At 41.3% G+C, this 21,790-nt stretch carries 21 protein-coding genes and 1 riboswitch; of the genes, 5 read left to right on the top strand and 16 right to left on the bottom strand.

Going from position 1 to position 21,790, the window contains the following annotated elements; translation table 11 throughout:
- Positions 1-237 precede the first annotated feature (237 nt).
- The 3 genes from queE to queC are packed head-to-tail and all read right to left on the bottom strand — an operon-like array spanning position 238 to position 2,091.
- Positions 238-1,002, bottom strand: coding sequence for a 7-carboxy-7-deazaguanine synthase QueE (gene queE, locus ACYX4O_RS02655; RefSeq protein ID WP_476354347.1), 765 nt, complete (start codon positions 1,000-1,002; stop codon positions 238-240).
- A complete protein-coding gene (queD, locus tag ACYX4O_RS02650) occupies positions 947-1,426 on the bottom strand; it encodes a 6-carboxytetrahydropterin synthase QueD (protein WP_476354345.1) in 480 nt (159 codons plus the stop codon). Before queD ends, queE begins: the two co-directional genes overlap by 56 nt.
- The gene (gene queC, locus ACYX4O_RS02645) at positions 1,426-2,091 is read right to left on the bottom strand and encodes a 7-cyano-7-deazaguanine synthase QueC (RefSeq protein ID WP_345242857.1); all 666 of its coding nucleotides are present in this window, start codon (positions 2,089-2,091) and stop codon (positions 1,426-1,428) included. The genes queD and queC overlap by 1 nt, the downstream gene beginning before the upstream one ends.
- A gap of 98 nt (positions 2,092-2,189) precedes the next feature.
- Positions 2,190-2,234, bottom strand: a riboswitch (PreQ1 riboswitch).
- Between the two features lie 1,008 nt (positions 2,235-3,242).
- Here queC and ACYX4O_RS02640 point away from each other — a divergent pair.
- The gene (locus ACYX4O_RS02640) at positions 3,243-4,085 is read left to right on the top strand and encodes an STAS domain-containing protein (protein ID WP_476354343.1); all 843 of its coding nucleotides are present in this window, start codon (positions 3,243-3,245) and stop codon (positions 4,083-4,085) included.
- Positions 4,086-4,229: 144 nt separating this feature from the next.
- Entirely contained in the window at positions 4,230-4,733 is a 504-nt protein-coding gene (locus ACYX4O_RS02635) for a cupin domain-containing protein (RefSeq protein ID WP_476354341.1), read from the top strand.
- Positions 4,734-5,150: 417 nt separating this feature from the next.
- Here ACYX4O_RS02635 and ACYX4O_RS02630 read toward each other — a convergent pair whose 3' ends face one another.
- Both ACYX4O_RS02630 and ACYX4O_RS02625 read right to left on the bottom strand, forming a co-directional pair.
- Positions 5,151-6,209 carry a methyltransferase domain-containing protein gene (locus tag ACYX4O_RS02630; RefSeq protein WP_476354339.1) on the bottom strand — a complete coding sequence of 353 codons (1,059 nt, stop codon included), beginning with the start codon at positions 6,207-6,209 and terminating at the stop codon, positions 5,151-5,153.
- A complete protein-coding gene (locus ACYX4O_RS02625; protein WP_476356987.1) occupies positions 6,206-6,571 on the bottom strand; it encodes an FAD-dependent oxidoreductase in 366 nt (121 codons plus the stop codon). The genes ACYX4O_RS02630 and ACYX4O_RS02625 overlap by 4 nt, the downstream gene beginning before the upstream one ends.
- 188 nt (positions 6,572-6,759) lie before the next feature.
- Between ACYX4O_RS02625 and ACYX4O_RS02620 the strand changes: the two genes are divergently transcribed.
- Positions 6,760-7,308, top strand: a complete 549-nt coding sequence (locus tag ACYX4O_RS02620) for a GNAT family N-acetyltransferase (protein ID WP_476354338.1) — start codon at positions 6,760-6,762, stop codon at positions 7,306-7,308.
- Positions 7,309-7,388: 80 nt separating this feature from the next.
- On the opposite strand, the gene mbcS is transcribed toward ACYX4O_RS02620, so the two are convergent.
- The 10 genes from mbcS to ACYX4O_RS02570 form a co-directional block, all read right to left on the bottom strand.
- The gene (gene mbcS, locus ACYX4O_RS02615) at positions 7,389-8,972 is read right to left on the bottom strand and encodes an acyl-CoA synthetase MbcS (protein WP_476354336.1); all 1,584 of its coding nucleotides are present in this window, start codon (positions 8,970-8,972) and stop codon (positions 7,389-7,391) included.
- A 712-nt stretch (positions 8,973-9,684) separates the two neighbouring features.
- Positions 9,685-10,323, bottom strand: coding sequence for a YczE/YyaS/YitT family protein (locus tag ACYX4O_RS02610; RefSeq protein WP_476354334.1), 639 nt, complete (start codon positions 10,321-10,323; stop codon positions 9,685-9,687).
- Positions 10,324-10,611: 288 nt separating this feature from the next.
- Positions 10,612-11,247: a YczE/YyaS/YitT family protein gene (locus tag ACYX4O_RS02605; protein ID WP_476354333.1), complete on the bottom strand. Its 636-nt coding sequence runs from the start codon at positions 11,245-11,247 to the stop codon at positions 10,612-10,614.
- Between the two features lie 500 nt (positions 11,248-11,747).
- Positions 11,748-12,437 carry a GntR family transcriptional regulator gene (locus ACYX4O_RS02600; RefSeq protein WP_476354331.1) on the bottom strand — a complete coding sequence of 230 codons (690 nt, stop codon included), beginning with the start codon at positions 12,435-12,437 and terminating at the stop codon, positions 11,748-11,750.
- Between the two features lie 62 nt (positions 12,438-12,499).
- Positions 12,500-13,348, bottom strand: coding sequence for a YitT family protein (locus tag ACYX4O_RS02595; protein WP_476354329.1), 849 nt, complete (start codon positions 13,346-13,348; stop codon positions 12,500-12,502).
- 347 nt (positions 13,349-13,695) lie between these two features.
- A complete protein-coding gene (locus ACYX4O_RS02590) occupies positions 13,696-14,136 on the bottom strand; it encodes an SRPBCC family protein (protein ID WP_476354327.1) in 441 nt (146 codons plus the stop codon).
- 62 nt (positions 14,137-14,198) lie between these two features.
- Positions 14,199-14,579 carry a hypothetical protein gene (locus tag ACYX4O_RS02585; protein ID WP_476354325.1) on the bottom strand — a complete coding sequence of 127 codons (381 nt, stop codon included), beginning with the start codon at positions 14,577-14,579 and terminating at the stop codon, positions 14,199-14,201.
- A gap of 212 nt (positions 14,580-14,791) precedes the next feature.
- Positions 14,792-17,215, bottom strand: coding sequence for a glycogen/starch/alpha-glucan phosphorylase (locus tag ACYX4O_RS02580; protein WP_476354324.1), 2,424 nt, complete (start codon positions 17,213-17,215; stop codon positions 14,792-14,794).
- A gap of 2 nt (positions 17,216-17,217) precedes the next feature.
- Positions 17,218-18,645, bottom strand: a complete 1,428-nt coding sequence (locus ACYX4O_RS02575; protein ID WP_476354322.1) for a glycogen synthase — start codon at positions 18,643-18,645, stop codon at positions 17,218-17,220.
- A 150-nt stretch (positions 18,646-18,795) separates the two neighbouring features.
- On the bottom strand, positions 18,796-19,680 hold the full coding sequence (locus tag ACYX4O_RS02570) for a DNA-3-methyladenine glycosylase family protein (RefSeq protein WP_476354320.1): 885 nt from the start codon (positions 19,678-19,680) through the stop codon (positions 18,796-18,798).
- A 162-nt stretch (positions 19,681-19,842) separates the two neighbouring features.
- Between ACYX4O_RS02570 and ACYX4O_RS02565 the strand changes: the two genes are divergently transcribed.
- Positions 19,843-20,244, top strand: coding sequence for a VOC family protein (locus ACYX4O_RS02565; protein ID WP_476354318.1), 402 nt, complete (start codon positions 19,843-19,845; stop codon positions 20,242-20,244).
- 12 nt (positions 20,245-20,256) lie between these two features.
- Entirely contained in the window at positions 20,257-20,880 is a 624-nt protein-coding gene (locus tag ACYX4O_RS02560) for a class I SAM-dependent methyltransferase (RefSeq protein ID WP_476354316.1), read from the top strand.
- A 32-nt stretch (positions 20,881-20,912) separates the two neighbouring features.
- On the opposite strand, the gene pdaA is transcribed toward ACYX4O_RS02560, so the two are convergent.
- A complete protein-coding gene (gene pdaA, locus ACYX4O_RS02555) occupies positions 20,913-21,683 on the bottom strand; it encodes a delta-lactam-biosynthetic de-N-acetylase (protein WP_476356985.1) in 771 nt (256 codons plus the stop codon).
- Positions 21,684-21,790: the final 107 nt, after the last annotated feature.

Here is a 21,790-nt window from a genome sequence, read left to right as displayed (position 1 = left end):
GCGGGCCGTTCCCCTCCTTAAAAGCTAGGGCTTGCTCGGGGACTGCGAGACTCCCGCGGGAAAAGGAGCCTAGGGAAGACCCCACAGAGAGCGAAAGCGAACGAGGAGGCTTCCCAGCTCCCCGCAGGAAAGCGAGTTGTCCCCGAGCAAGCCCAAGCACTCATAAACGTAACGGACCCTCCCAACTGAGATATCCAACAAAAAAAGCAGTACCCTCCAAAAGAGTACTGCTTCACCTTATACACCTCGTCGGTTACCCCACAGCAACGCATGCACTTGAGGCAAGACGCGGACGCGGTTTAATTCGGTCGAGGCCATTACCTGTTCAATAAGCCATTCATACTTCCCTAATAGTCGATGCATCAACTTCGTATCATCCGCCTCTTCCGTATCGTCGTTTCCAACCTGTACGAAGAACGGAATACCAGGATAGCGTTTATGAACTCCTTTGGCATATTCCAAGTCTTCTTCATCAAAGACAACTACTTTTAAACTAGTAGTTAGAGGGTCAAGCTGTTCAATGATTTCATCAAGCTTTTGCCAGTCTGTTTTCATCATCGAGCTTGGTGGCTTCGGTGAAATCGTTAGATCATCAATGCTTGTAAACCAGTCCTGCCACTTACTCCCCTGCGTCTCAAGAGCCACTTCACATCCATTCTCGTGCAAGAGATCAACAAGTTGGCTCATATGTTTTAACAATCCAGGATTTCCACCAGAGATCGTAACGTGATCAAAGGATGCTCCACCAACTTCTTTTAGCTCAACAAAGATTTCCTCAGCTGTTAGTAAACGAATGTCCTCTTTCGCACTTCCGTCCCAAGTGAAGGCGGAGTCGCACCAGGCACAGCTGTAATCGCAGCCAGCTGTTCGAACAAACATCGTCTTTCGTCCAACAACCATTCCTTCTCCTTGAATGGTCGGCCCGAATATTTCTAAAACAGGAAGTTTACTCAAGCTCCATCCACTCCCTTCTGGCCTCTGCAAAGCTTGTTGGTGTTTCATAAAGCTTTACAAATTCAACACGAAGGGACTGATCGTTTTGCGGTAATGCGCCCGACATCTTCTCATAAATCCATACGACCATGTTTTCAGCAGTTGTATTCATTAAAGGTAGTGTTTCATTGATGTAGCGATGATCTAAGTGGACTTCAATTTGTTCTTTCCAAATTTGCTTAATGTCCCCAAAGTCCATGACGATACCAATATCATCCGTGTAACCACTAATACCAAACACCACACGATACGTGTGTCCGTGCAGGTTTTTACATTTCCCTTCATAACAGTGCAGATGGTGCGCAGCATCAAACGTAAATTCTTTACTGACCATGACACGCTTCTTATGATACTGAAGGTCACTACGCCTAATATCCTGATCAATTTTCTGTAAGTCTTCTACGATGCGAAATCCATATTGATCCATAGCCATTATGCGTTCGCTCCTTCTTTTTGATTTATATAAGTGTCTAAACCGTTTTGTCTCAATTTACAGGAGGGACATTCCCCACAGCCAGAGCCACGAACACCGTGGTAACACGTTAATGTACGTTCCTTCACGTACGTAAGAGCATTAAGATCATCCGCAAGCTCCCATGTTTGCGCTTTGTCTAACCACATTAAAGGTGTATGAACCACGAACTGATCGTCCATTGAAAGATTAAGAGTTACGTTAAGAGATTTAATAAATACATCACGGCAATCTGGATAGCCACTAAAGTCTGTCTCACAAACTCCTGTCACTATATGCTGAGCTCCAATTTGTTTACCCATAATAGATGCAAAGGATAAGAATAATAGATTTCGACCCGGTACAAATGTAGATGGAAGGTCGCCACCTTCCCCATCTTTCACCTCTATATCATCTCTAGTAAGAGCATTAGGTGCCAACTGACTCAATAACGACATATCAAGAATCGTATGTTTTACACCTAAATCCTCAGCGATCTCCTTTGCTACTTCAATTTCTTCATCATGACGCTGATTGTAATCAAACGTCACTGCCTCTACTTCATCAAAATGCTTCATTGCCCAGAAAAGGCAAGTTGTACTATCCTGTCCCCCACTAAACACAACAAGGGCTTTCTTATTATCCATAAAAAAAATTCTCCTTTCACTATAAAAAGAGAATTCTACACACCCATACTTCAATCCGAACTAAATAAAAAAACCATACCTAAGGCGAAGGTATAGTTCGATCCTTAGTTTTTTATAGAGGGTGTAGCTAGAACCTCTCCCGCATCAACCATGCAGATTTTCATTCAATTTTTTCTACTTGATTGTAACATAGACCGTATTAAAACGTAAGATACTGAGACAAAATTGGATTGGTCCTTTTCGGTAAAAGGTGCTTGGGCTTGTTGGGGGACAACTCGCTTTCCTGCGGGGAGCTGGGAAGCCTCCTCGTTCGCTACGCTCTCTGTGGGGTCTCCCCTAGGCTCCTCTTCCCGCGGGAGTCTCGCTGTCCCCCAACAATCCCTGACACAGGTAGTTGAAAGGACCCTCTCTCCCCCCTCCAAGAGATAGCATGTTTCCGTTCCTCAATACTTGGCAAAGGTGGGCCGGGAAACTGCGAGACTCCTGCGGGAGAAAGAGCTAGACGAGATCCCGCAGGGCGGTTTCCCCGAGGAAGCTCGACAGCTCGCCCGCGGAAAGCGAGTAGATTCCCGGCCCACCTTACCCAACACAAACGTAAACGGAAACATTCACTAAACTTCCCCCCCCTCCATCTTACTAACTATATAAAAATACTTACATAAATCAAGACATTAAATATGTCCATACAAAAAAAGAAAGCTAGCAGCTCGTTTCCAAGGTGCTAGCTTTCTCTTATGGGAGTGGTTTTTACAATTTAGGAGTCTTTTTACAATGCACACGGGGTAAAAGATCCTCCAATTGCATAAAGGGAAAAAGTCGCCAAACCTTTCTATCTAAACCGGTTAAACATTTGTGGGACACGGAGTTCATTAAGCCAAAGGATATTGTTTAAACCTGACGCAATCGACAATAACGAAAGGGGGGCGTTTGGCGACTTTTTTATGGGTAAAAGGTGGTCAATGGCGTTTGACCTTCTATAATGTATCAAGTTGAAAATGCTTTCAGCAACATTAAATACTTGGAAATCAAGATGTTTTTATTTTCTCAATAATCCAAACAAAGAAATATAGGAGATTTACCAGTTATTAATTTCATTAAACTAGCATCTCCGATATGATGGGAGGAGCACGAATAAGCCGGAGGTGTAAAAAATGAACAATTATCATAAACTTTATGAATACATAAACAATAACCTATCAGATATAACAGAAACATGGTTAAACATGCACGAAAATGATGTAACTACCTACTACTCTTCAACAAAGAGCACCACGAGTAAAGACCAGCTAAGGGAGGAGAATAACCAATTAATCGAATCCCTGTCGAATGTGTTTATTTCTGAAAAAACGGATCCGAATCTCGAACTAAAAGAATGGGCAGAGCAAATCTCGGAGAAACGAGTTGGAGAACAGGTTCCTATTAATGAAGTACTAGGACAGTTTTCAAATTTCCGCAAAGCGATTTGGCAACACCTTAAGACGTTTGCCTATGAATATAATATCGGAATTGAACAGGCGATGAATATCGGCCAAATGTATAACGACGCACAAGACTATGTAATTTATCAGTTCTCGAAGCATTATTACGAAACAAGCATTCGTCAAATTCATACTCAACAACAACTCATCAATGAATTAAGTGCACCCGTTATACCTATTACAGACAAAGAAGCAATCATTCCTCTTATCGGGGATCTGGATCCTGAGCGTACAAAACATATCCAAGAGCATACGTTAGAACAATGCAACCAGCACCCTTACGAGACGATTTACCTTGATATGTCAGGTGTTCAGAACATTGACACCCTTGTAGCTCACCACTTGTATCAACTTATTCAATCTCTAGATCTTTTAGGAGTAAAGTCTGTCCTTTGCGGTATGAATCCAAAAGTGGCCCAAGTGGCGATTCAACTTGGTATCAACTTCTCCAAGGTCCCTATCAAAAGCACGCTTTATCATGCACTTGAAGAGGCATCCTTACACCAGGAAAAATAATTCTTATAAGTCTAAAAGACTCAACCATACATATATGCTTGAGTCTTTTTTTGCTAACTATTTCCTTTTTCTTCATGTTTTATGGTTTAATTATAACTGTAGGAGGGTATTTCCCTAAGGAATTGGTTATAGGAGGAAAGTCTTATGCATGCATTTGCTAATCAGATACAAACCTATTCATTTGAAGACGATGGAGAGATTCCAAATAGTCCGCTTCCACTATTGGTTTATCCAGGGGTACTTAACGAATATATCGACCATCTGGATGAGCTCTTTTTGCAAAAAGGTTGGCACAGTACTTGGATTGGTTCGATCTTCCCCCACCACCATTATCACAGCACCGCCCATGAGGTGCTAGGGGTTCTAAGCGGTGAAGCAACAGTTCAATTTGGCGGTCAAAGTGGACGCAAAATAGAAGTATCACCCGGTGATGTTATCATGATCCCAGCGGGTGTAGGTCACAAAAAGCTTTATGGTTCAAAAGAATTTCTTGTTGTCGGAGCTTATCCAGATGGGCAGTACAAAGATATACGGAACGGCAAACGGAACGAGCGCCCTGAAGTCTTACACAACATTAAAGAGGTCCCTCTCCCCTCAACAGACCCTGTATTCGGAGACGATCTTCTTTTCTTACAGTTTTGGAGCTAACCATGAATAGGCGGTACATATAAGAAGAGGCCCTCACCAAATGAGAGCCTCTTCTTATTAGCGTGAATGATTAAGAAACTGTCTCAGCTGTGTAATTATCTCCCTTCCCTCAATTCTTCCCGCCATAAGTCAGTAACCTTGAAAACTCGAATCTGAGACACTTGGTAAGGATAGGTCCGTTGCCAGAAATGTAGTTGGGCAGTCTTGGGGACAACTCGCTTTCCTGCGGGGAGTTGGGAAGCGAGTGATTTCCAGGTCCACCTTACACTCTATCCAAGCTGACGGAAACATCTCTATCTTTCGCAAAACAAAAACTATCTCGCATTCAAACCTTCCATCCATATAAGGGAGCTTATGTGAAAGCAATCAACATTTACTATTAACAGAGACAAAAAAAGTCTGACCTACAATGGTAGATCAGACTTTCCCGGATGCGATTAAAGGTCGAGACTCTGGCTCTTTCTCTAATTCAGGATCAGACACGGTTTGTGGCATCAACCAAAAGGCATACCATCCACCTTCCTTAATGATAGAGTTGTAAGCTGATAACGTGAGGCCAGAAGCTTCAGCTAACTCTTCGATATCTTCAGATGAAGGAAGAGCATATAAGTTAGAGTGGGCCGTAAAGAAACTATTAAAGGCACTAGAGAATGCCTGTCCCTGTGAAGTTTCATTTACTGGTGTGATTACTGAGATGCGACCGTCTTCAGATAACCAGGTCGTTAAATTACTCAAAAGTTCTGTGCGTGCCATCGGGTCTAAGTAATGAAACACATTATGCAATAGAATTAAATCAGCTTTTTGGCCTTCTTCAGGGCGCCAGTCACTTGCATCTGCAACGATATAATCTATATTGTCATATCCCGCTGATGCCTTTTTGGCTGATTCCACTACCCGTTCGTTCACATCTACACCAAGCATTTGTACTTCAGGGAAATCTTTTGAAAGCTTCCTCAAGTAACCTCCATGCCCACAACCTAAGTCAATCACGGTTTCTACATTATGTTCTTTCATCATCTTCTTAATCCGACGTATAGCGAAGTGTTCTAGAAGTGTAGACGTTTCCGCAACTACATCTCCGAATTTCTCATGATTGAATACTGCGCGCTCATTTGATTTCATGTATTTCGGATAAGCAAGTAATGTAGGAATATGCAGTTCCATCATTTCTTTTAAGAGAGCCCCTACACTGTTAGATCCTTCTTCAAGAAACTCCCCGCAGTGATGTTTAGAGGTACGATACCGCCCACCTGTACGTTTCCGTAAATGCTTAATGGCTACTCCTACATCTACCCAACACTGCAAAAGATCTTTGCTAAGCCCTGTTTCTTCTACGACTTCATCCACTGTTTTAGGATTTTTGAAAGTCTTAAATAAGTCTAATTCATATCCTACGTAGGCATGCCAAGTAGGTAAAAAAGATTCATTCCGCTTCATCCAGTTCCTTGCTTTTAAGGCGGTTTGGATTATATTCATTTCCCATCACTCCTCTTTCTCCCATGGATAATCTTCTGTACGTTCAAAGAAGTATTTAAGCTGTTTTGATTCTGAAATGTTTGCTTTACATGTAAGGATGGGTCCCTTTCCATTTGCTCAATACTCTTCATCCGGATTCTCCTCCACCACGGGTAGGGAAAAGAATACGCCAATGCCGACAGATGACTGAGACCTAAGAGAAATTTAGCTCTGGGCATTCGAACTCGCTCATACCACTTTAATAATTGATTATCAAATGTACCTTTTTTCTTCATCCAAGCAATTATTTCACCTAACACATCCGCATCTTGTATAGCTAAGATCATCCCTTCCCCCGCCATAGGGTGTACAGCATGGGGAATTCCGCCCTTCAGCCGCCCTTCAGCCCCCCATGCTCCCCCACATATATGATTTATGTAATGTTAATCTATTCCACCCACCCAAATAGATCAAACCTCTCAAACTTACCACCCACTGCCTTTCCGTATCGTAACTTGCAATCTTTTGATAATATAAATGTTGTATAGCCTTCAATAAGGAGGATTTATTCATGTTTATCTATCAAATTAACAAAGAACTCCATTTAAAATTACTAGATATAACGGATGTAGACCGTCTCTTTCAATTGGTTCATTCGAACCGAATCCATTTAAGAAAGTGGTTGTCGTGGATCGATGACACAGAAAAACCAGCAGATACCAAACGTTTTATTGAAGGAACCATGGAGAAATTCGCTGCTAACAAAGGGTTTGAAACTGGCATTTATTATAAAGGAGAGCTAGCTGGTGTGATTGGTGTACATCAATTGGATCATCGAAACAAGCAGACGAGTATTGGATATTGGCTAGGTGAGAAGTTCCAGGGGAAAGGAATCATTACCAAAGCGGTATCGACCTATTTGCAGTACCTTTTTGAAACGCGCGAATTCAATAGAGTAGAAATACGTTGTGCAAAGAGGAATAAAAAAAGCCAAGCTATCCCTGAGCGCCTAGGCTTCACCAAAGAAGGAACAATCAGGCAATGTGAGTGGTTATACGATCGTTATGTCGATCATGTTGTCTACAGTCTCTTAAAAGAAGAGTATGACCTTATGAAATAATAAAAAAGCTGGTGTTCAAGCCGCAGAAAGCTTGTACACCAGCTTTTTACTATGTTTATAAATAACCTACATTCATTTTATTATGCTCGTTCTGATTGTTTCTCTTGATTCCGAAGTTCAACCCGACGAATCTTTCCTGATGTCGTCTTCGGCAACTCATTAAGATACTCAATTTTCCTAGGATATTTATAAGGAGCTGTATGATCTTTGACATGCTGTTGCAGTTCACGCGTAAGCTCCTCCTGATTGACATTGACATTCTGCTTCAACACAACAAATGCTTTAACAATGTTCCCCCTGATTTCATCTGGACTAGCAACAACAGCACACTCCTGCACGGATGGATGTTTCACGAGAGCATCCTCCACCTCAAAAGGTCCAATTGTATATCCTGAACTGATGATAATGTCATCACTCCGCCCCTCAAACCAGAAGTACCCATCTTCATCCATACTAGCTTGATCTCCAGTTAAATAGTAGTCGCCTCTATAAGACATCTTCGTACGCTCTGGGTCCTTATAATATTCTTTAAATAAAGCCGGTGTATTCAAATGAACGGCAATATCACCGATCTCTCCCGCTCCTAATGGTCGTCCTTCTTCATCAATAATGGCAACCTCATTACCTGGCGTCGGCTTCCCCATTGACCCTGGCTTTACTTCCATGCCTTTTAATATGCCAACTAACAACGTATTTTCTGTTTGTCCGTACCCATCCCTCACCGTTACATTAAAGTGGTTCCGGAAGATATCGATCACTTCACGATTTAATGGTTCACCTGCTGATACAGCACTGTGTAAATGTGACAAATCAAACCGGTCTAAGCCATCTTGTTTCGCCATCAATCGGTATTCAGTTGGAGTACAGCACAGTACATTGATCTTGTGGGTGTCAAGCAGGGTTAGGTAGCGTTGAGGATCAAATTTACCTTGGTAGACAAAACCGGTGGCTCCAGTGCCAAGTACAGATAAGAACGGACTCCATATCCACTTTTGCCATCCTGGCCCGGCAGTAGCCCATACTTTATCTCCTTCTTCAATGGCCAGCCACTTATAAGCTGCTGTCCGTAGGTGAGCAAATCCCCACCCATGGGTATGTACCACCCCTTTAGGGTTCCCTGTCGTGCCAGATGTGTAGGATAGAAATGCCATGTCATCCCTTGAAGTAGGGGCGTTCACTAGATGATCACTTTCTTGATCCATTAAATAATCTAGATAAAGCCATCCTTCTGATTCGTGACCCACAACAAATTTAGTAACTTGATCAATTGCACCCACGTCAGCAAATTGGTCCACATAAGGATAATAACTGACTACAGCCTTAACTTCTCCATGCTTGATCCGATATTGGAGATCCTTCGCACGAAGCATTTCTGAGCTTGGGATAACAACAAGACCAGCTTTAAGTGCGCCAAGATAAACTTCATACGCTTCAATTAACCGAGGAACCATAACTAACACTTTATCGCCTTTCTTAAGCCCCCTACTCAAGAAAGCGTTACCAATTTTACTTGCACGTTTCATCAGCTTCCGATACGTGATCTCACGCGCATTCCCAGAATCATCTTCCCAGTGAAGAGCTGTATGATTCGGATCATTCGCAAACTTCTCAACTTCACTTACGACATTGTACTGCTCTGGAGCAATTAAATCTTCACGTTTCATCCTGACATCCCCTCTCAACAAATTGATCGACTCCATTATACCAAATTTTCTAACAATTTAGGAAGAGCCATATTCACCCCACCCTCACTACACTTTCTTGTGTTTAGGGCCGTTACGTTTATTAAGTGCTAAGGGGTGTCTGGGGAACGACTCGCTTTCCGCGGGCGGCCCCACACGATGTGGGGTCGTTCGACGTTGTCACAGGACGTGACGGTTTTAGTCGAACTGCCTCTTTCTTTTTCGAGCCTCCTCGTTCGCTTGCGCTCTCTGTGGGGTCTCGTCGACCTCTTTCTCCCGCAGGAGTCTCCCCGTTCCCCAGACACCCCATACCAGAAGTTGTAGAACGGCCCCGCAGCTCTAGGATGTCGGGGTTTAACCTCCTTATGAAGCGTGCTTCCGTCCCTCTATATATGGCAAAGGTGGTTCGGGAAATTGCGAGACTCCTGCGGCAGTAGGAGCCTAGGGAAGACCCCACAGAGAGCGTAGCGAGCGAGGAGGCTTCCCAGCTCGCCGCGGAAAGCGAGTGATTTCCCGAACCACCTTATTCTCAGTTTGAGCAAACGGAAGCATTCTCTCAATTCGTGTCTTCCACATAAGGGGGACTTATGTGAAAGATTGGACTCGGTTACTACTATCGCAGGAAACAATCGATAAATATAAAAAAGCACGAGGTCCTTCCTTCTATTAATAGAAGGAAGGAACCTCGTGCTTATTAGGAGATGAGTTCAACCTCATCTTGATAATTCGGATGGAATCGATAATACATTGGATAAGTTTTCATATACCAGAACTGTATGGCTGGGCCTAAGAATAGAATACCTGCTAATGTCCCAAGACCTACAGGACCTCCGATTAGAAATGCACTTGTAGCCATAACAATAGCTACGACCGTTTGCCCCATGCGTAAGCTTAGGTTAAAGCGGCGGCTTACAGTTAAGAACAGCTGATCCACTGGTGCTCTCGGGAACTCAGGGATAATATAGATCGCTACACCAAGCCCTGTAATAAGGACACCTGATATAAGCATAACGACTTGTAATAAAAACGGAGCTGCTGAGAAGTCTAAATGTCCAAAGACAATCTCTAGCCAAAAATCCAAAATAAAACCTTCCAAGATCACAGGAATCACTGCTCTAAATTCAGGTGCTTGTTTAATGAGCCATCCGTTGAGGAATATAATAAGAAATTGAAAGATGGCGTACCAAGTACCTACCGTAAGACCAAACAGGTCGGACATACCTATAAAAAAGGACGTCCAAAATCCCGCTCCAAGTGTGGCATTAATAATTAATGCTACACCAAAGAAATTCACAAACATTCCAAGAAGGTAAACCGTTACTCTATAAGTCATGACGATTTCCCCCTTTCTTTGATGTAATAATTCACTAAGCTGTAGGGCCAATTGAAAAATCCTGAAAACATTCTACACCCACATTCATAAGGTGGTCAATAGGTGTGCATCAGTTATTATATAACGTTTTTTAACAATTATATTACACAGAATATTGGAATCGCATTCACTGAATTCTAAATAAATTAATAAGCCAATTGTTCCAATACCACCAAAAAAAAGAAACCTGAAACGATCCCTCCTCTTAAACGATCAGAGAAGCATTCGCTCAGGTTTCTTGTTCTCGATTTATACTAATTCAAGTTCGTCTTGATAAGCTGGGTGTAAACGGTAATACATTGGGTAAGCGTGCGTGTACCAGAATTGAATGCCAGGTCCGAGGAAGAACATATTCGCTAATGTCCCGATCCCTACAGGCCCTCCAATAAGGTATGCACTAATGGTTACAATAACAGCTACGATGGTTTGTCCTGTTCCCAAACTTACATTAAATCGTTTCCCGATTGCCAAGAACAATTGGTTCATTGGTCCACGAGGGAATTCAGGCAAGATATAAATCGCAACACCTAGGCCACAAAAGATGACGCCAGCGATTAACATAACGATTTGTACAGCATACGGTGCTGTCGTGAAATCAATTCTTGAAAAGACGATTACTAACCAGAAATCTAATATTAAACTCTCTAGTACTACTGGAATAACTGCTTTATATTCTGGAGCTTGTTTAATGAGCCAGGCATTCAAAAAGATAATCAGAAACTGAAAGATCCCTGTCCACGTTCCGACTGTCAATCCAAATAAGTCAGAAAGACCGATAAAGAAAGATGCCCAAAATCCCGCTCCTAATGCCGCATTTATAATTAAGGCTACTCCGAAGAAGTTTACAAACATTCCTAATAAATAAACCGTTATTCTATAAGTCAAAAAAGCGTCCCCTTCCTTAGTTCCATTGGCTAAGATGAGCTCGATTAATAAACTATTGATTATTGTAAAATCTACCACTTTTATAGTCAACACTTATAACAATATTTTTTGCCATTTTAGGTTTAAATTTCTACTTAAAAGGGAATTGAAACCGTTATCTTTTTAGGTGCCTTTACATTGATTCTATTAAATTATTTAGCCGAGGATTAGAGACTTCCATTATTCGAAGCTGAGAAAATGTTTCCTGATGCGAACTGCGAGGCCGCCCCTTCCCCTTATGCCAGGGCTTGCTCGGGGACTGCGAGACTCCCACGGGAAAAGGAGGCTTCCCAGCTCCCCGCAGGAAAGCGAGTTGTCCCCGAGCAAGCCCAAGCACTCATAAAAGCAGGCGGCCTTTTCAGCTAAAATATCTCAGCTCAGAGTCTTCCATATAATGAAGCTTATATGGAAGACAACCTCATAAAAAAGACTGATTGCGAAATGGCTCACCATTCAACAAATCAGTCTTTGAGTACGTTCTCAAGCGAACGATATGTGGTTTTATCTAAGTTCATGGATTCTAAGCTAACCTGCATATGACGCTCAATTAAATGCAACAAGTGATCAAGATCCCGGTTGCTAAGAGCTTCTATAATATGCTCATGCTCAACGAAGCGTGTACTTCCTTCCATCGATGAGTCAGCATCGTAGAAGACATCATATAATACTAAATAGACATTCATCTGATCCAATATGCGCTCCATATACTCTTGCAAAAACGTGTTGCCAGTTTTTTGAGCCAGATACATATGGAAGGATTTATTTACGTGAATATATCTTAAAATATCGACGCTTTCATACGTTTCTTTCTCCCTTGAAACTAGTTCTCTCATGACTTCTAGGTCCTCGTCTGTAACCTCATAAATAGCTAAGCGAGCTGCGGTACTCTCTAGTTCCTTTCTCATGACAAACGCTTGCCTAATCTCTGCTACTGTAGGTTGCACGACAAAAGCTCCTCTATTTGGAACAATGGTGACGAGTCCTTCTTGTTCTAAACGAATCATAGCATGTCGAATAGGTGTCCTAGAAACACTAAGCTGCTCAGCAATTGTCTTCTCAACCAGTTGCGTTCCGGGAGCAATCTTTCTATAAAGAATCGCTTCTTTAAGGGATTGGTGAACGCGATCAATCATTGATTTTTTCTCACTCATGGTGAACTATTCATCCTTTATAAACAAGTTCTATTGTGACAAGTTTATTCCATTTACCTCTATTAAGCTAAACGTTTAAAGTTCTCACCTATAATTTCATTCATCGAGTGAACGGTGATAAACGCTGTATGGTCAATTTCAGCAATATATTTCTTAAGACGCGTATAATCCTTACGTTTTAGGATTGTCGTAATCACTTCTTTTGAATCCTGGGTGAAGGCGCCTTTAGCAGTATGAATCGTCGCCCCTTTTCCAAGTTCATTGACGATAAAGTGTTGAACTCTTTCACTTTCACGACTGATAATAACAATCTCTTTATTATTATCAAATTGCTGCAGTGCATAATCAATCACAATTCCATTCAGAATAACACCAAAGAAGGCATATAGCCCGACTTGCGGACCGAATAAGAATATAGATGAAGTTGCAATAGCAATATCTGATAGCAAGACAGCCTTACCAAGTTCGAGGGAGAAGAATTTATTAATAATCATAGCAATAATATCGGTTCCTCCAGTAGACGCCCCCTGGTGAAAGACCATAGCAATACCAGCCGCGGCGATCATTTGGCCGATAATCAGTTGAATCAGAATATCCTCGGATAACGGTTGGCTAAGAGGAGCAAATCGCTCAAGTGCCCAAACCATGAACGAAACCGCAAAGCTTGTATAAATGGTTTTTGCTCCAAAGTTAAATCCGATAAATATAAAGCCTAGTATAAAGCAAATTACGTTTAAGATTAACATTACAAGCCCTAAAGAAATGTCAGGGTAGATATTATGCAGAACGATTGAAAGACCACTCACTCCACCTGTTGCCAGGTTGTTTGGGGATAGGAAAAAGTGGACGTTTACCGCTAAACAAAATACACCCAAATTAATAATTAAAAAGGAAAGGACCTTTTTGAACATACGCATCTTCCTTTACTTCAAATTGTTTTCGTATTGTCGATCAAAATTGTAGTACAATCTGAAATTATAAGACTCATACCAGACGGTGTAAACAGCTAATTTTAAGTTTTTACAAAAAATCTACACAAACGCTGAGACCCCGATATAAAGGCTTTGGAAAGCGTTTACTTAAACAAATTTTCTAAAAATTATAAAGAAGTTAACACTTCAACCATTCTATTTAACCTCTAATTCTATAGAAAAATAGACAAACTATGAAAATGCTAATAAAAATAGCTACGCTTAGAGTTAAACACTCTAAGCGTAGCTATTTTTATAACGATATCCCTTAGTGAATAAAGTAGACTTTACTCATCTTCCTCCAGAGCCCGCTTGATCAGATTCAAATGATCTTTGTCTTCACGCTGAAGTGTTTTCTTAAAAATCGGTTTAATCATCTTCATCTTCCATGTAGAGGCCTTCAGTTCACATTCAAACTCGATCGTGGTTTGAGTACCATTTTCATGGAAGGAATAATGATAGATGGTTTCTAACCCTTCCAGTACACTTCTTACAGAATAACGCTCATTTGGAACATACTCAATTACCTCAATTGTTGAGGTGCCTTTCCTGCCCTTGATCTCTCGTGTTTCTTTTATTTTAGTACCAACCCCAAATGCCCCTTCTGTAAGAATTTCTGTTTGAACTACATTAGGCATTACATCTTTAAAGTGATCTATATTGGTCGTAAATAGAAAGACCTCTTCACGTGGCTTTTCGATTACGACTTTATCTGTAAAAGTAGTCATCGCCATTCTCCTCCCCTAAACGTTCTTATTAAGCTAGTATATCAAACGGGGAGAGATTAAATCTATGAAGTATGCGGTAAACAAGGCGAATCCATGGATGTTTGTGCACGGATAATATATGAAAGCGCTTCCTTTTCAGATGAGAATTTACCCTCGATTGGAAACCATCCGAAACGCTCCCTTAAATCTTGGACCGCTTTCAACTCTATATATTTCAATTTCCCTTTATCATCCCGATACACTGCAAAACCTTCTGTATCTAGCTGAATTTCCCCTTGCCTCAACCGATTTTGTACATACTTCCTGGCTTGTTTCTGCGTGGGAAAACCTCCTACAACATCAACGTAGCCCCATACTTTTTGAAAACTTTGGTGATCATAGCTAGATAATATAAAAAAGCAATCAGGGGTTTGCACGACAACAAAGCGTTTCGCTCTTTCCATGGTTTCTTCCCCTCCTAAAATAAAGCCTTTTCTCTATTATATCTTAATCTCTTTCTTTAATACTAGTCCAAAGGAACGATTCAATTTACAAGTAAATAGAGTTATAGACAGAAATATACTAAGTGAATAAAGAACCTGCAAAAAATAAAAGACTTATACTAAATCAAAAAGGATGACGCATAGCGCCATCCTCATTACAAGCAAATACATTATTAGATAAATACCGGTTCAAGCTGCCAGATCCCACTTGCATACTCATGGATGGTGCGGTCACTTGAGAACTTGCCGGAATGTGCGATGTTGTGTAAACTCATGCGCCTCCACTCCTTTTGATCCCCATACGCTTTAGCAATGCGCTGTTGGGTATCAATGTAGGCAGAGAAGTCCTTTAGAACAAAGAATTCATCGTGGTCAATTAAGCTATAATAAATAGATTTAAAATCCACATCTTCCTTCACAAACGTCCCATTCATCAGCTGATCTAAAATTTGCTTTAACCTTGGGTCTTGATTATACATTTCACGGGCGTGATAGCCACCATTCTCATAATAGGAGAGAACTTCGTTCGGCTTAAGGCCAAATAAGAAGATATTATCCTCCCCTACTGCTTCAGCCATTTCGATATTAGCTCCGTCATGTGTACCGATTGTGACAGCGCCATTCATCATAAATTTCATATTTCCTGTTCCTGATGCTTCTTTACTTGCGGTTGAAATTTGTTCACTGATGTCAGAAGCAGGGATGATTCGTTCAGAATCTGTCACCCCATAGTTCCGAATAAAAACAACTTTTATCTGATCATTAATGGATTTATCGTTGTTAATAACATCTGCAATCGTATGAATGAGCTTTACAACACTTTTGGCTAAATGATAGCTCGGAGCGGCTTTGCCACCAAATATAAAAGTTCGTGGCGTAATTCTGCTCTTTGGATTTTCTTTGATCCTGCGATAAAGATCCATAATATGAAAGACATTTAACAACTGACGCTTATAAGCATGCATACGTTTAATTTGGACATCAAATATAGAATCAGGGTCTACTGAGATCCCGTAATGATCCGCAATATGATTGGATAACCTTTCTTTATTGTGACGCTTCACGTACGCACTAGCTTGTTGAAGAGAAGGATCATTCGTTAAGGGCTGCAAGTTCATCAGGTCACTCGGGTTCTTCAACCACGTTGAGCCAATCGCTTCCGTGATCACTGACGTTAGGTCAGGGTTCGCATACATGAGCCAACGTCTATGAGTGATGCCATTTGTCTTGTTATTAAACTTATGTGGTTCCCATTCATAGAATGGCTTCATCAATTCCTTCTTAAGAATATTGCTATGGAGCTTCGAAACACCATTGACGCTATAGCTTCCTACAACAGCTAAGTTCGCCATATTCACATACCCATCCGCAATGATTGCCATATGGTGAATCTTCTCCCATTGTCCAGGGTAGGTTTCCCATAGCGTTTTACAGAAACGCTCATTGATCTCATCTATGATCATATAAATTCTCGGAAGAAGTCCTTGCATTAAATCCACAGACCATCGCTCTAAAGCCTCTGCCATAAGTGTATGGTTGGTGTAGGAAATCGTCTTCTTCGTAATCGACCACGCCTCATCCCAACCTAACCCTTCTTGATCCATTAATAGGCGCATTAACTCAGGAATCGCAAGCACAGGATGAGTATCATTGGTATGAATCGCCACTTTATTCGAAAGCTCCGACAAGTCGTTATTCATTCTTTTAAACCGACACAAAATACTTTGCAGATTTGCTGATACTAAAAAGTATTGTTGCTTCAGACGAAGCCGCTTCCCCTCTTCTGTTGAATCATCCGGATAGAGGAATTCTGATATCGCTTCAGTCGCTTTCTTATATTCAATAAGACGATGGTAATTGTGGTCATTCATTTGATTAAAATCAAAATCTTTAATAGCAGACTCCGCACTCCATAAACGGAGGGAATTTACCGTTTGGTTCCGATACCCCACAATCGGCATGTCGTAAGGAACGGCCAATACAGGTTCATAATCTTCGTGCACAAATGTTAGTTGATCATCCTTTTCATAAGAGGTTACCCTGCCTCCAAATCGGACTTCTACAGCTTTATCTGATTTCCTAAGCTCCCACACATTCCCTTCCCTTAGCCAATAGTCCGGAATTTCAACCTGGTAACCATCTATGATCTTCTGCTCAAATAACCCGTACTTGTAGCGAATACCACACCCATGCCCCGGGAGCCGAAGAGAAGCCATCGAATCAAGAAAGTCAGCCGCAAGACGCCCTAATCCACCATTTCCAAGACCAGCATCAGGCTCTTGTTGCTCAATGCGATCTAGATCAATCCCCAATTCTTCCAACCCCTGCTCGCACAATTCACGAATACCGAGGTTCATTAAATTACTCTTTAACAACTTCCCTAATAGAAATTCCATCGACAAGTAGTATACTTGCTTCTCACCCTTATCACGATACTGGTCATTCGTTGTGATCCAATTTCGACTAACATATTCCCGAACCATCGCCCCTAGTGTGGCATACTGATCTGAAGGGGTCGTTTCTTCCACACCTTTTCCGTGCATATTCACTAACCTCTCAAGATAAGCCTCTTTAAAAGCATCTACGTTTCGAAACATTATTACCGCACCTCCTGGTCAGTGTATGAAAGAAGCGTCTTATATAAATTTACGTACGATTTAGATGGTTCATGCCATCCGTAATCTTCAGATTTACTATTTTGCACAATACGCCACCACAGTAACGGATCCCCACAAAAGTGGAGAGCTCTCCGCACGGTAAAAAGCAAGTCATGAGCTTGATAAGGGGCGAACGTAAACCCGTTCCCTTCTCCTGTGAATTCATTGAAACTCGTAACGGTATCTTTAAGTCCACCTGTTTCCCTCACCACAGGCACTACCTCATATTGAAAAGCCATAGCCGCCCTTTCTCCTCCTGGTTCACAACGAGAAGGGATCAACGATAGATCTGCCGCAGCGTACACTTGTCTCATTAACTCTTCGTCCCACCCAGTATGAACAAACAACTTCCTTTTATGCACGTCTTTTAAACGGTGCTTAAAGTCATCATTTTCTGTCCCAATAATTAGAACTTGTACTTCTTCATCCAATAATTCTTCTAGAATAGGTAGGACGATTTCAAATCCTTGGGAATATCCAACGGGAGAAGTCATCATAACAATCGGAACCTCTCTTACCGGCAGCGAAAGGTGTTGCTGGAGAGCCCTTTTATTCACAGACTTCCACTCTTTAAGGGGTGGGTGACATACAAGGGAGGGATCTGTATATGGGTCATAAACCGAGAGGTCTACCCCATTACAGATTCCAACAAGCTTAGATTGTTGCTCACGTAACACACCATCCAGGCCTTCCCCGTAATCGGGGTTGAGAATTTCATCCGCATAGGTCTTACTTACTGTTGTAAGTAGATCAGCATGTATCAAAGCTGCTTTCATAAGATTGATCTTGCCATAATACTCACAAATGTCTTCCTTTAAACCAAGCAAGTCATGAAAAGTTCCAGATGGATAAACCCCTTGGTGATTCAATTGATAGATCGTAAACATAGTCTTCATAGAAGCATAATAAGGGTTATGCTTGTAGTCTTCTTTCAATAAATAAGGAATGAACGCTGCTTGCCAATCATGCGCATGCAACACATCTGGCTTGTCACGGAGCTTTGGAAGAACTTCTAGAACAGCTTTACAGAAAAACGCAAAGCGCTCAGCTTCATGAAAAGATTGAGGATCACCATAGACCTCCTCATATCCATAGTACTCGTCTTGTTCAATAAAATAATATTTAAGTCCATCAAACTCCGCTTCTTTCAAATAACAAACTTTCTCCCTCCACCCCAACTGCAACGAGCATACTGTATGAGTGGTCATCATGGCTCGAAAATGAGATGGAATTGATTTATATAAAGGCATTATGATGCTGACCTTAACATCTTGTTCCTGAAGAGCTGTCGGTAAGGAACCTATTATGTCGGCTAAACCATATGTTTTACAAAACGGCACACACTCTGAGGCGATATGGAGTACGTTCATTTTCCCTCTCCTTACTCGATTGATCGTATAGGTGATAAAAGACATATAGAAAAATGTATGCGCAGGAACAACAAACATGCTCACTTTCCACCATCTACGATATATTGAAGCCAATAAAAAAGTCTGGTCATATAACATGACCAGACTTCTTCACCCCTCTATACTTCTCCAAAGTGTTAAAGAGGCATAACTCTTATATGGACTCCAACCCGTACTCATCGTTTCTATTTCATCATGTTTTGGCTTTCTCTCAAGGTCAAAATATAGTTTCAAAGCATTTTGGAGACCAATATCAGCCTTTGGCAAGAAGTCAGCACGCCCTGCTCCGAATAAAAGCCAATTCTCAACCGTCCAAGGTCCAATTCCACGAATTTTCGTCAGTTTCTTCATAACTTCTTCATTATCTAACGTAGTGAGCTCCTGCAAATTTAGTTCCCCGTCAACGATCTTCTGAGATGTATCGATTACATACTCAGCTTTCCGCTGGCTAAATTGCAAAGCACGAAGCTCTTCATAAGGAATTTTTGCTACGCGTTCAGGCGTTGGATAAAACCATACGCCATCTATTTGATTACCATATGTCTGAACAAAACGCGTACTTAATGTATAGGCAAACTTCATATTAAGCTGTTGGTGAATAATCGTTTTCATTAGACAATCATAAGGGTGGAAGTCCTTAACGATCGGAGTTGCAGGATGATCCTTAAACAACTGATCAAGATTCGTTTCAAGGAAATGCTCATGAACGTCTTCTAGATTCACATCCCACTGAAATAAGTCATGCATGTGGTGAAGCAGTTCTTCCTTCCGCTCTATTGAATCCCCTTTTATCACGAAAGCCGGCTCCTCTCTTGTACCAATCCCTTCTACTTGAACAACGTGCTGTTCTGGTCCGATTTGGACAGGAATTTGCACCCACCTTTCTTCCCGATTTAATTTAGTCAGCGGGTCGAGACTAAAACGCAGCAACGTGTAGTCGAAGTCATAAAACGTATCTAAATAAACATGTTCTTGCCAATTGTAACGTGTTGACATATCAAGCCTCTTCCTTTCTTTGTACGACTCATTGTCTCATATCTTTTAACGCTACCCTAAAACAACCTACATTTAACTTGATATGGTTTTCTTGTTTATCAGCCTACCAAAAAAGGAAAAGAAAACTAATCATACTTAGACAAAATTGAAGAGGTGAAGATTATGGACGATAAATTAATTGTAAAAATTGCTACCATCGAAGTACCCGTTTCAAATTTAGATAAGTCTCAGGAATTTTATACTGAAATCCTCGGACTACACACTGTAGAGAAACAAGACCATGCCTGCTACCTTTCCTTTGGAGAAAAAGGAACAGCAACCATTAAATTAGCGGAGACAAATTCAGTATCTCCATTACATTTCTCAAACTCTAACGCGAATATCGAGCATAATCCTGTCATAGATTTTTATACAACAGACATTCATGCCTGTTACCACTTCTTCCATGAAGTGAACCTCTCCGTTACAGAGATCGAAGAATCAGAAGGCGGAAAAGCTTTTTATTTTCAAGACCCAGATGAACATTGGTTATGCATGAGTTCGACCAATCATGTAAGCCAGTAAGGAGTTGATCATATGAGCTCCGATCAAATTGGGGCAGTGGATCCCCATCATGAAGCCTCACATAAGTTTAATTACTTCTTGCAAGTATGTGAAGACCAAGGCACGACACTCTATAGGAAAAATGTTTTATCCATAGGATGTGGAGATGGTGCCTTAACAAACGCGCTTTCTGATCATGAGGCCCACGTTACTGGACTCGACCGATCTGTCAGGAAACTTACGGAGGCCAAAACCCGAAATCCTAACATTACTTACCGTAAAGGGGATGCTGAACATTTACCTTTTGAAAGGGATAGCTTTGATGTTGTTATAGCCTTTGGGGTTTGGCATTTATTGGACCGCCCGAAAGTTTTAAGTGAAGCAAGTCGCGTTCTCACTGAACACGGCACTTTACTTATCGTTAGTGAAAATGTCATTTCTTCTAATGAAAGTTCAGAGACAGCTTCTTTTTTCCCAGAGGAGTGGTACGAAGAATGGGAAGAAACGAAGTGGAACATCAGTAAACAATGGTCTGTAGAGGACGTCTCTTCGAAATGGTTTCCTGAGAAAACATTTTTCCAAAATGATCTAAAGTTGAATCAATTCAATTTGGTTGAAGTAGAAACACACTACAATTGCATTACATTACGAAAATAGCGAGCCCTCTAAAAATGAGGCCTCGCTATTTCTTATAATCCAGATAATGACTGCAATGGGTTAGGCAATAGATCTTTCAAGACTAAGTCATCGAGACTCTTAAACGTATAGCCCCTTTTACGAAGTTCATCAATCATATGCTCAAGAGCAAGTGCGTTATCCTCCGACACAGTATGAAGCAATATAATTGCCCCAGGATGAACTTGCTTTAGAACACTTCTATATGCATATTCCCACCCTTTTTGACCATCGGTGTGCCAATCCACAAATGCTAATGACCAAAACATTGTAATGTAACCCATCTCCTGAGTTTCAGCCAAACTCTGTTCGCTAAAGGTACCTCTTGGAGGTCGAAGGTATTGCATCGATTCCTGATCTGTCATCTCCGCTACAGCATCCTCAACTCGATCTAATTCTTTTTTGATTTTAGCTGAAGAAGCTCTTGATAAGTCTGGGTGATTCCAGGAATGATTACCAATAATATGACCTTCTTTAACCATTCGCTTCACCAGATCAGAAGCGCTATTTACATAGTGTCCTGTTATAAAGAATGTTGCCGGAACATCTTTCTCTTTTAACACATCTAAGATCTGACCTGTGTATCCTTGCTCATAACCATTATCAAACGTTAAATATACGACCTTTTCATCCGTATGGTCCATATAATAGCCGCCATACTTCTTTAAAAGCGGCCCATATTCACCTACATCAGGGGGCTGTCCTCCCCCTATTTTACTGAACCCCCACCCATAGCTTCCGTGAGCACTCACATTTGGCGCAAAGAGTAAACACCCCGCCACCATACTAATAAGCAACCAAATCCTCACAAGCACACACCACCTTTTTTTACTAGTCTTCATCACAACCACCAAAATATACACAACTAACCCTTCATTACTCTAAAGCAAAA

The organism is Pontibacillus sp. ABV4_188 (assembly GCF_056311905.1).
The sequence above is the reverse complement of the archived record's forward strand: the minus strand, read 5'-3'. Positions and strand labels throughout refer to the sequence as shown.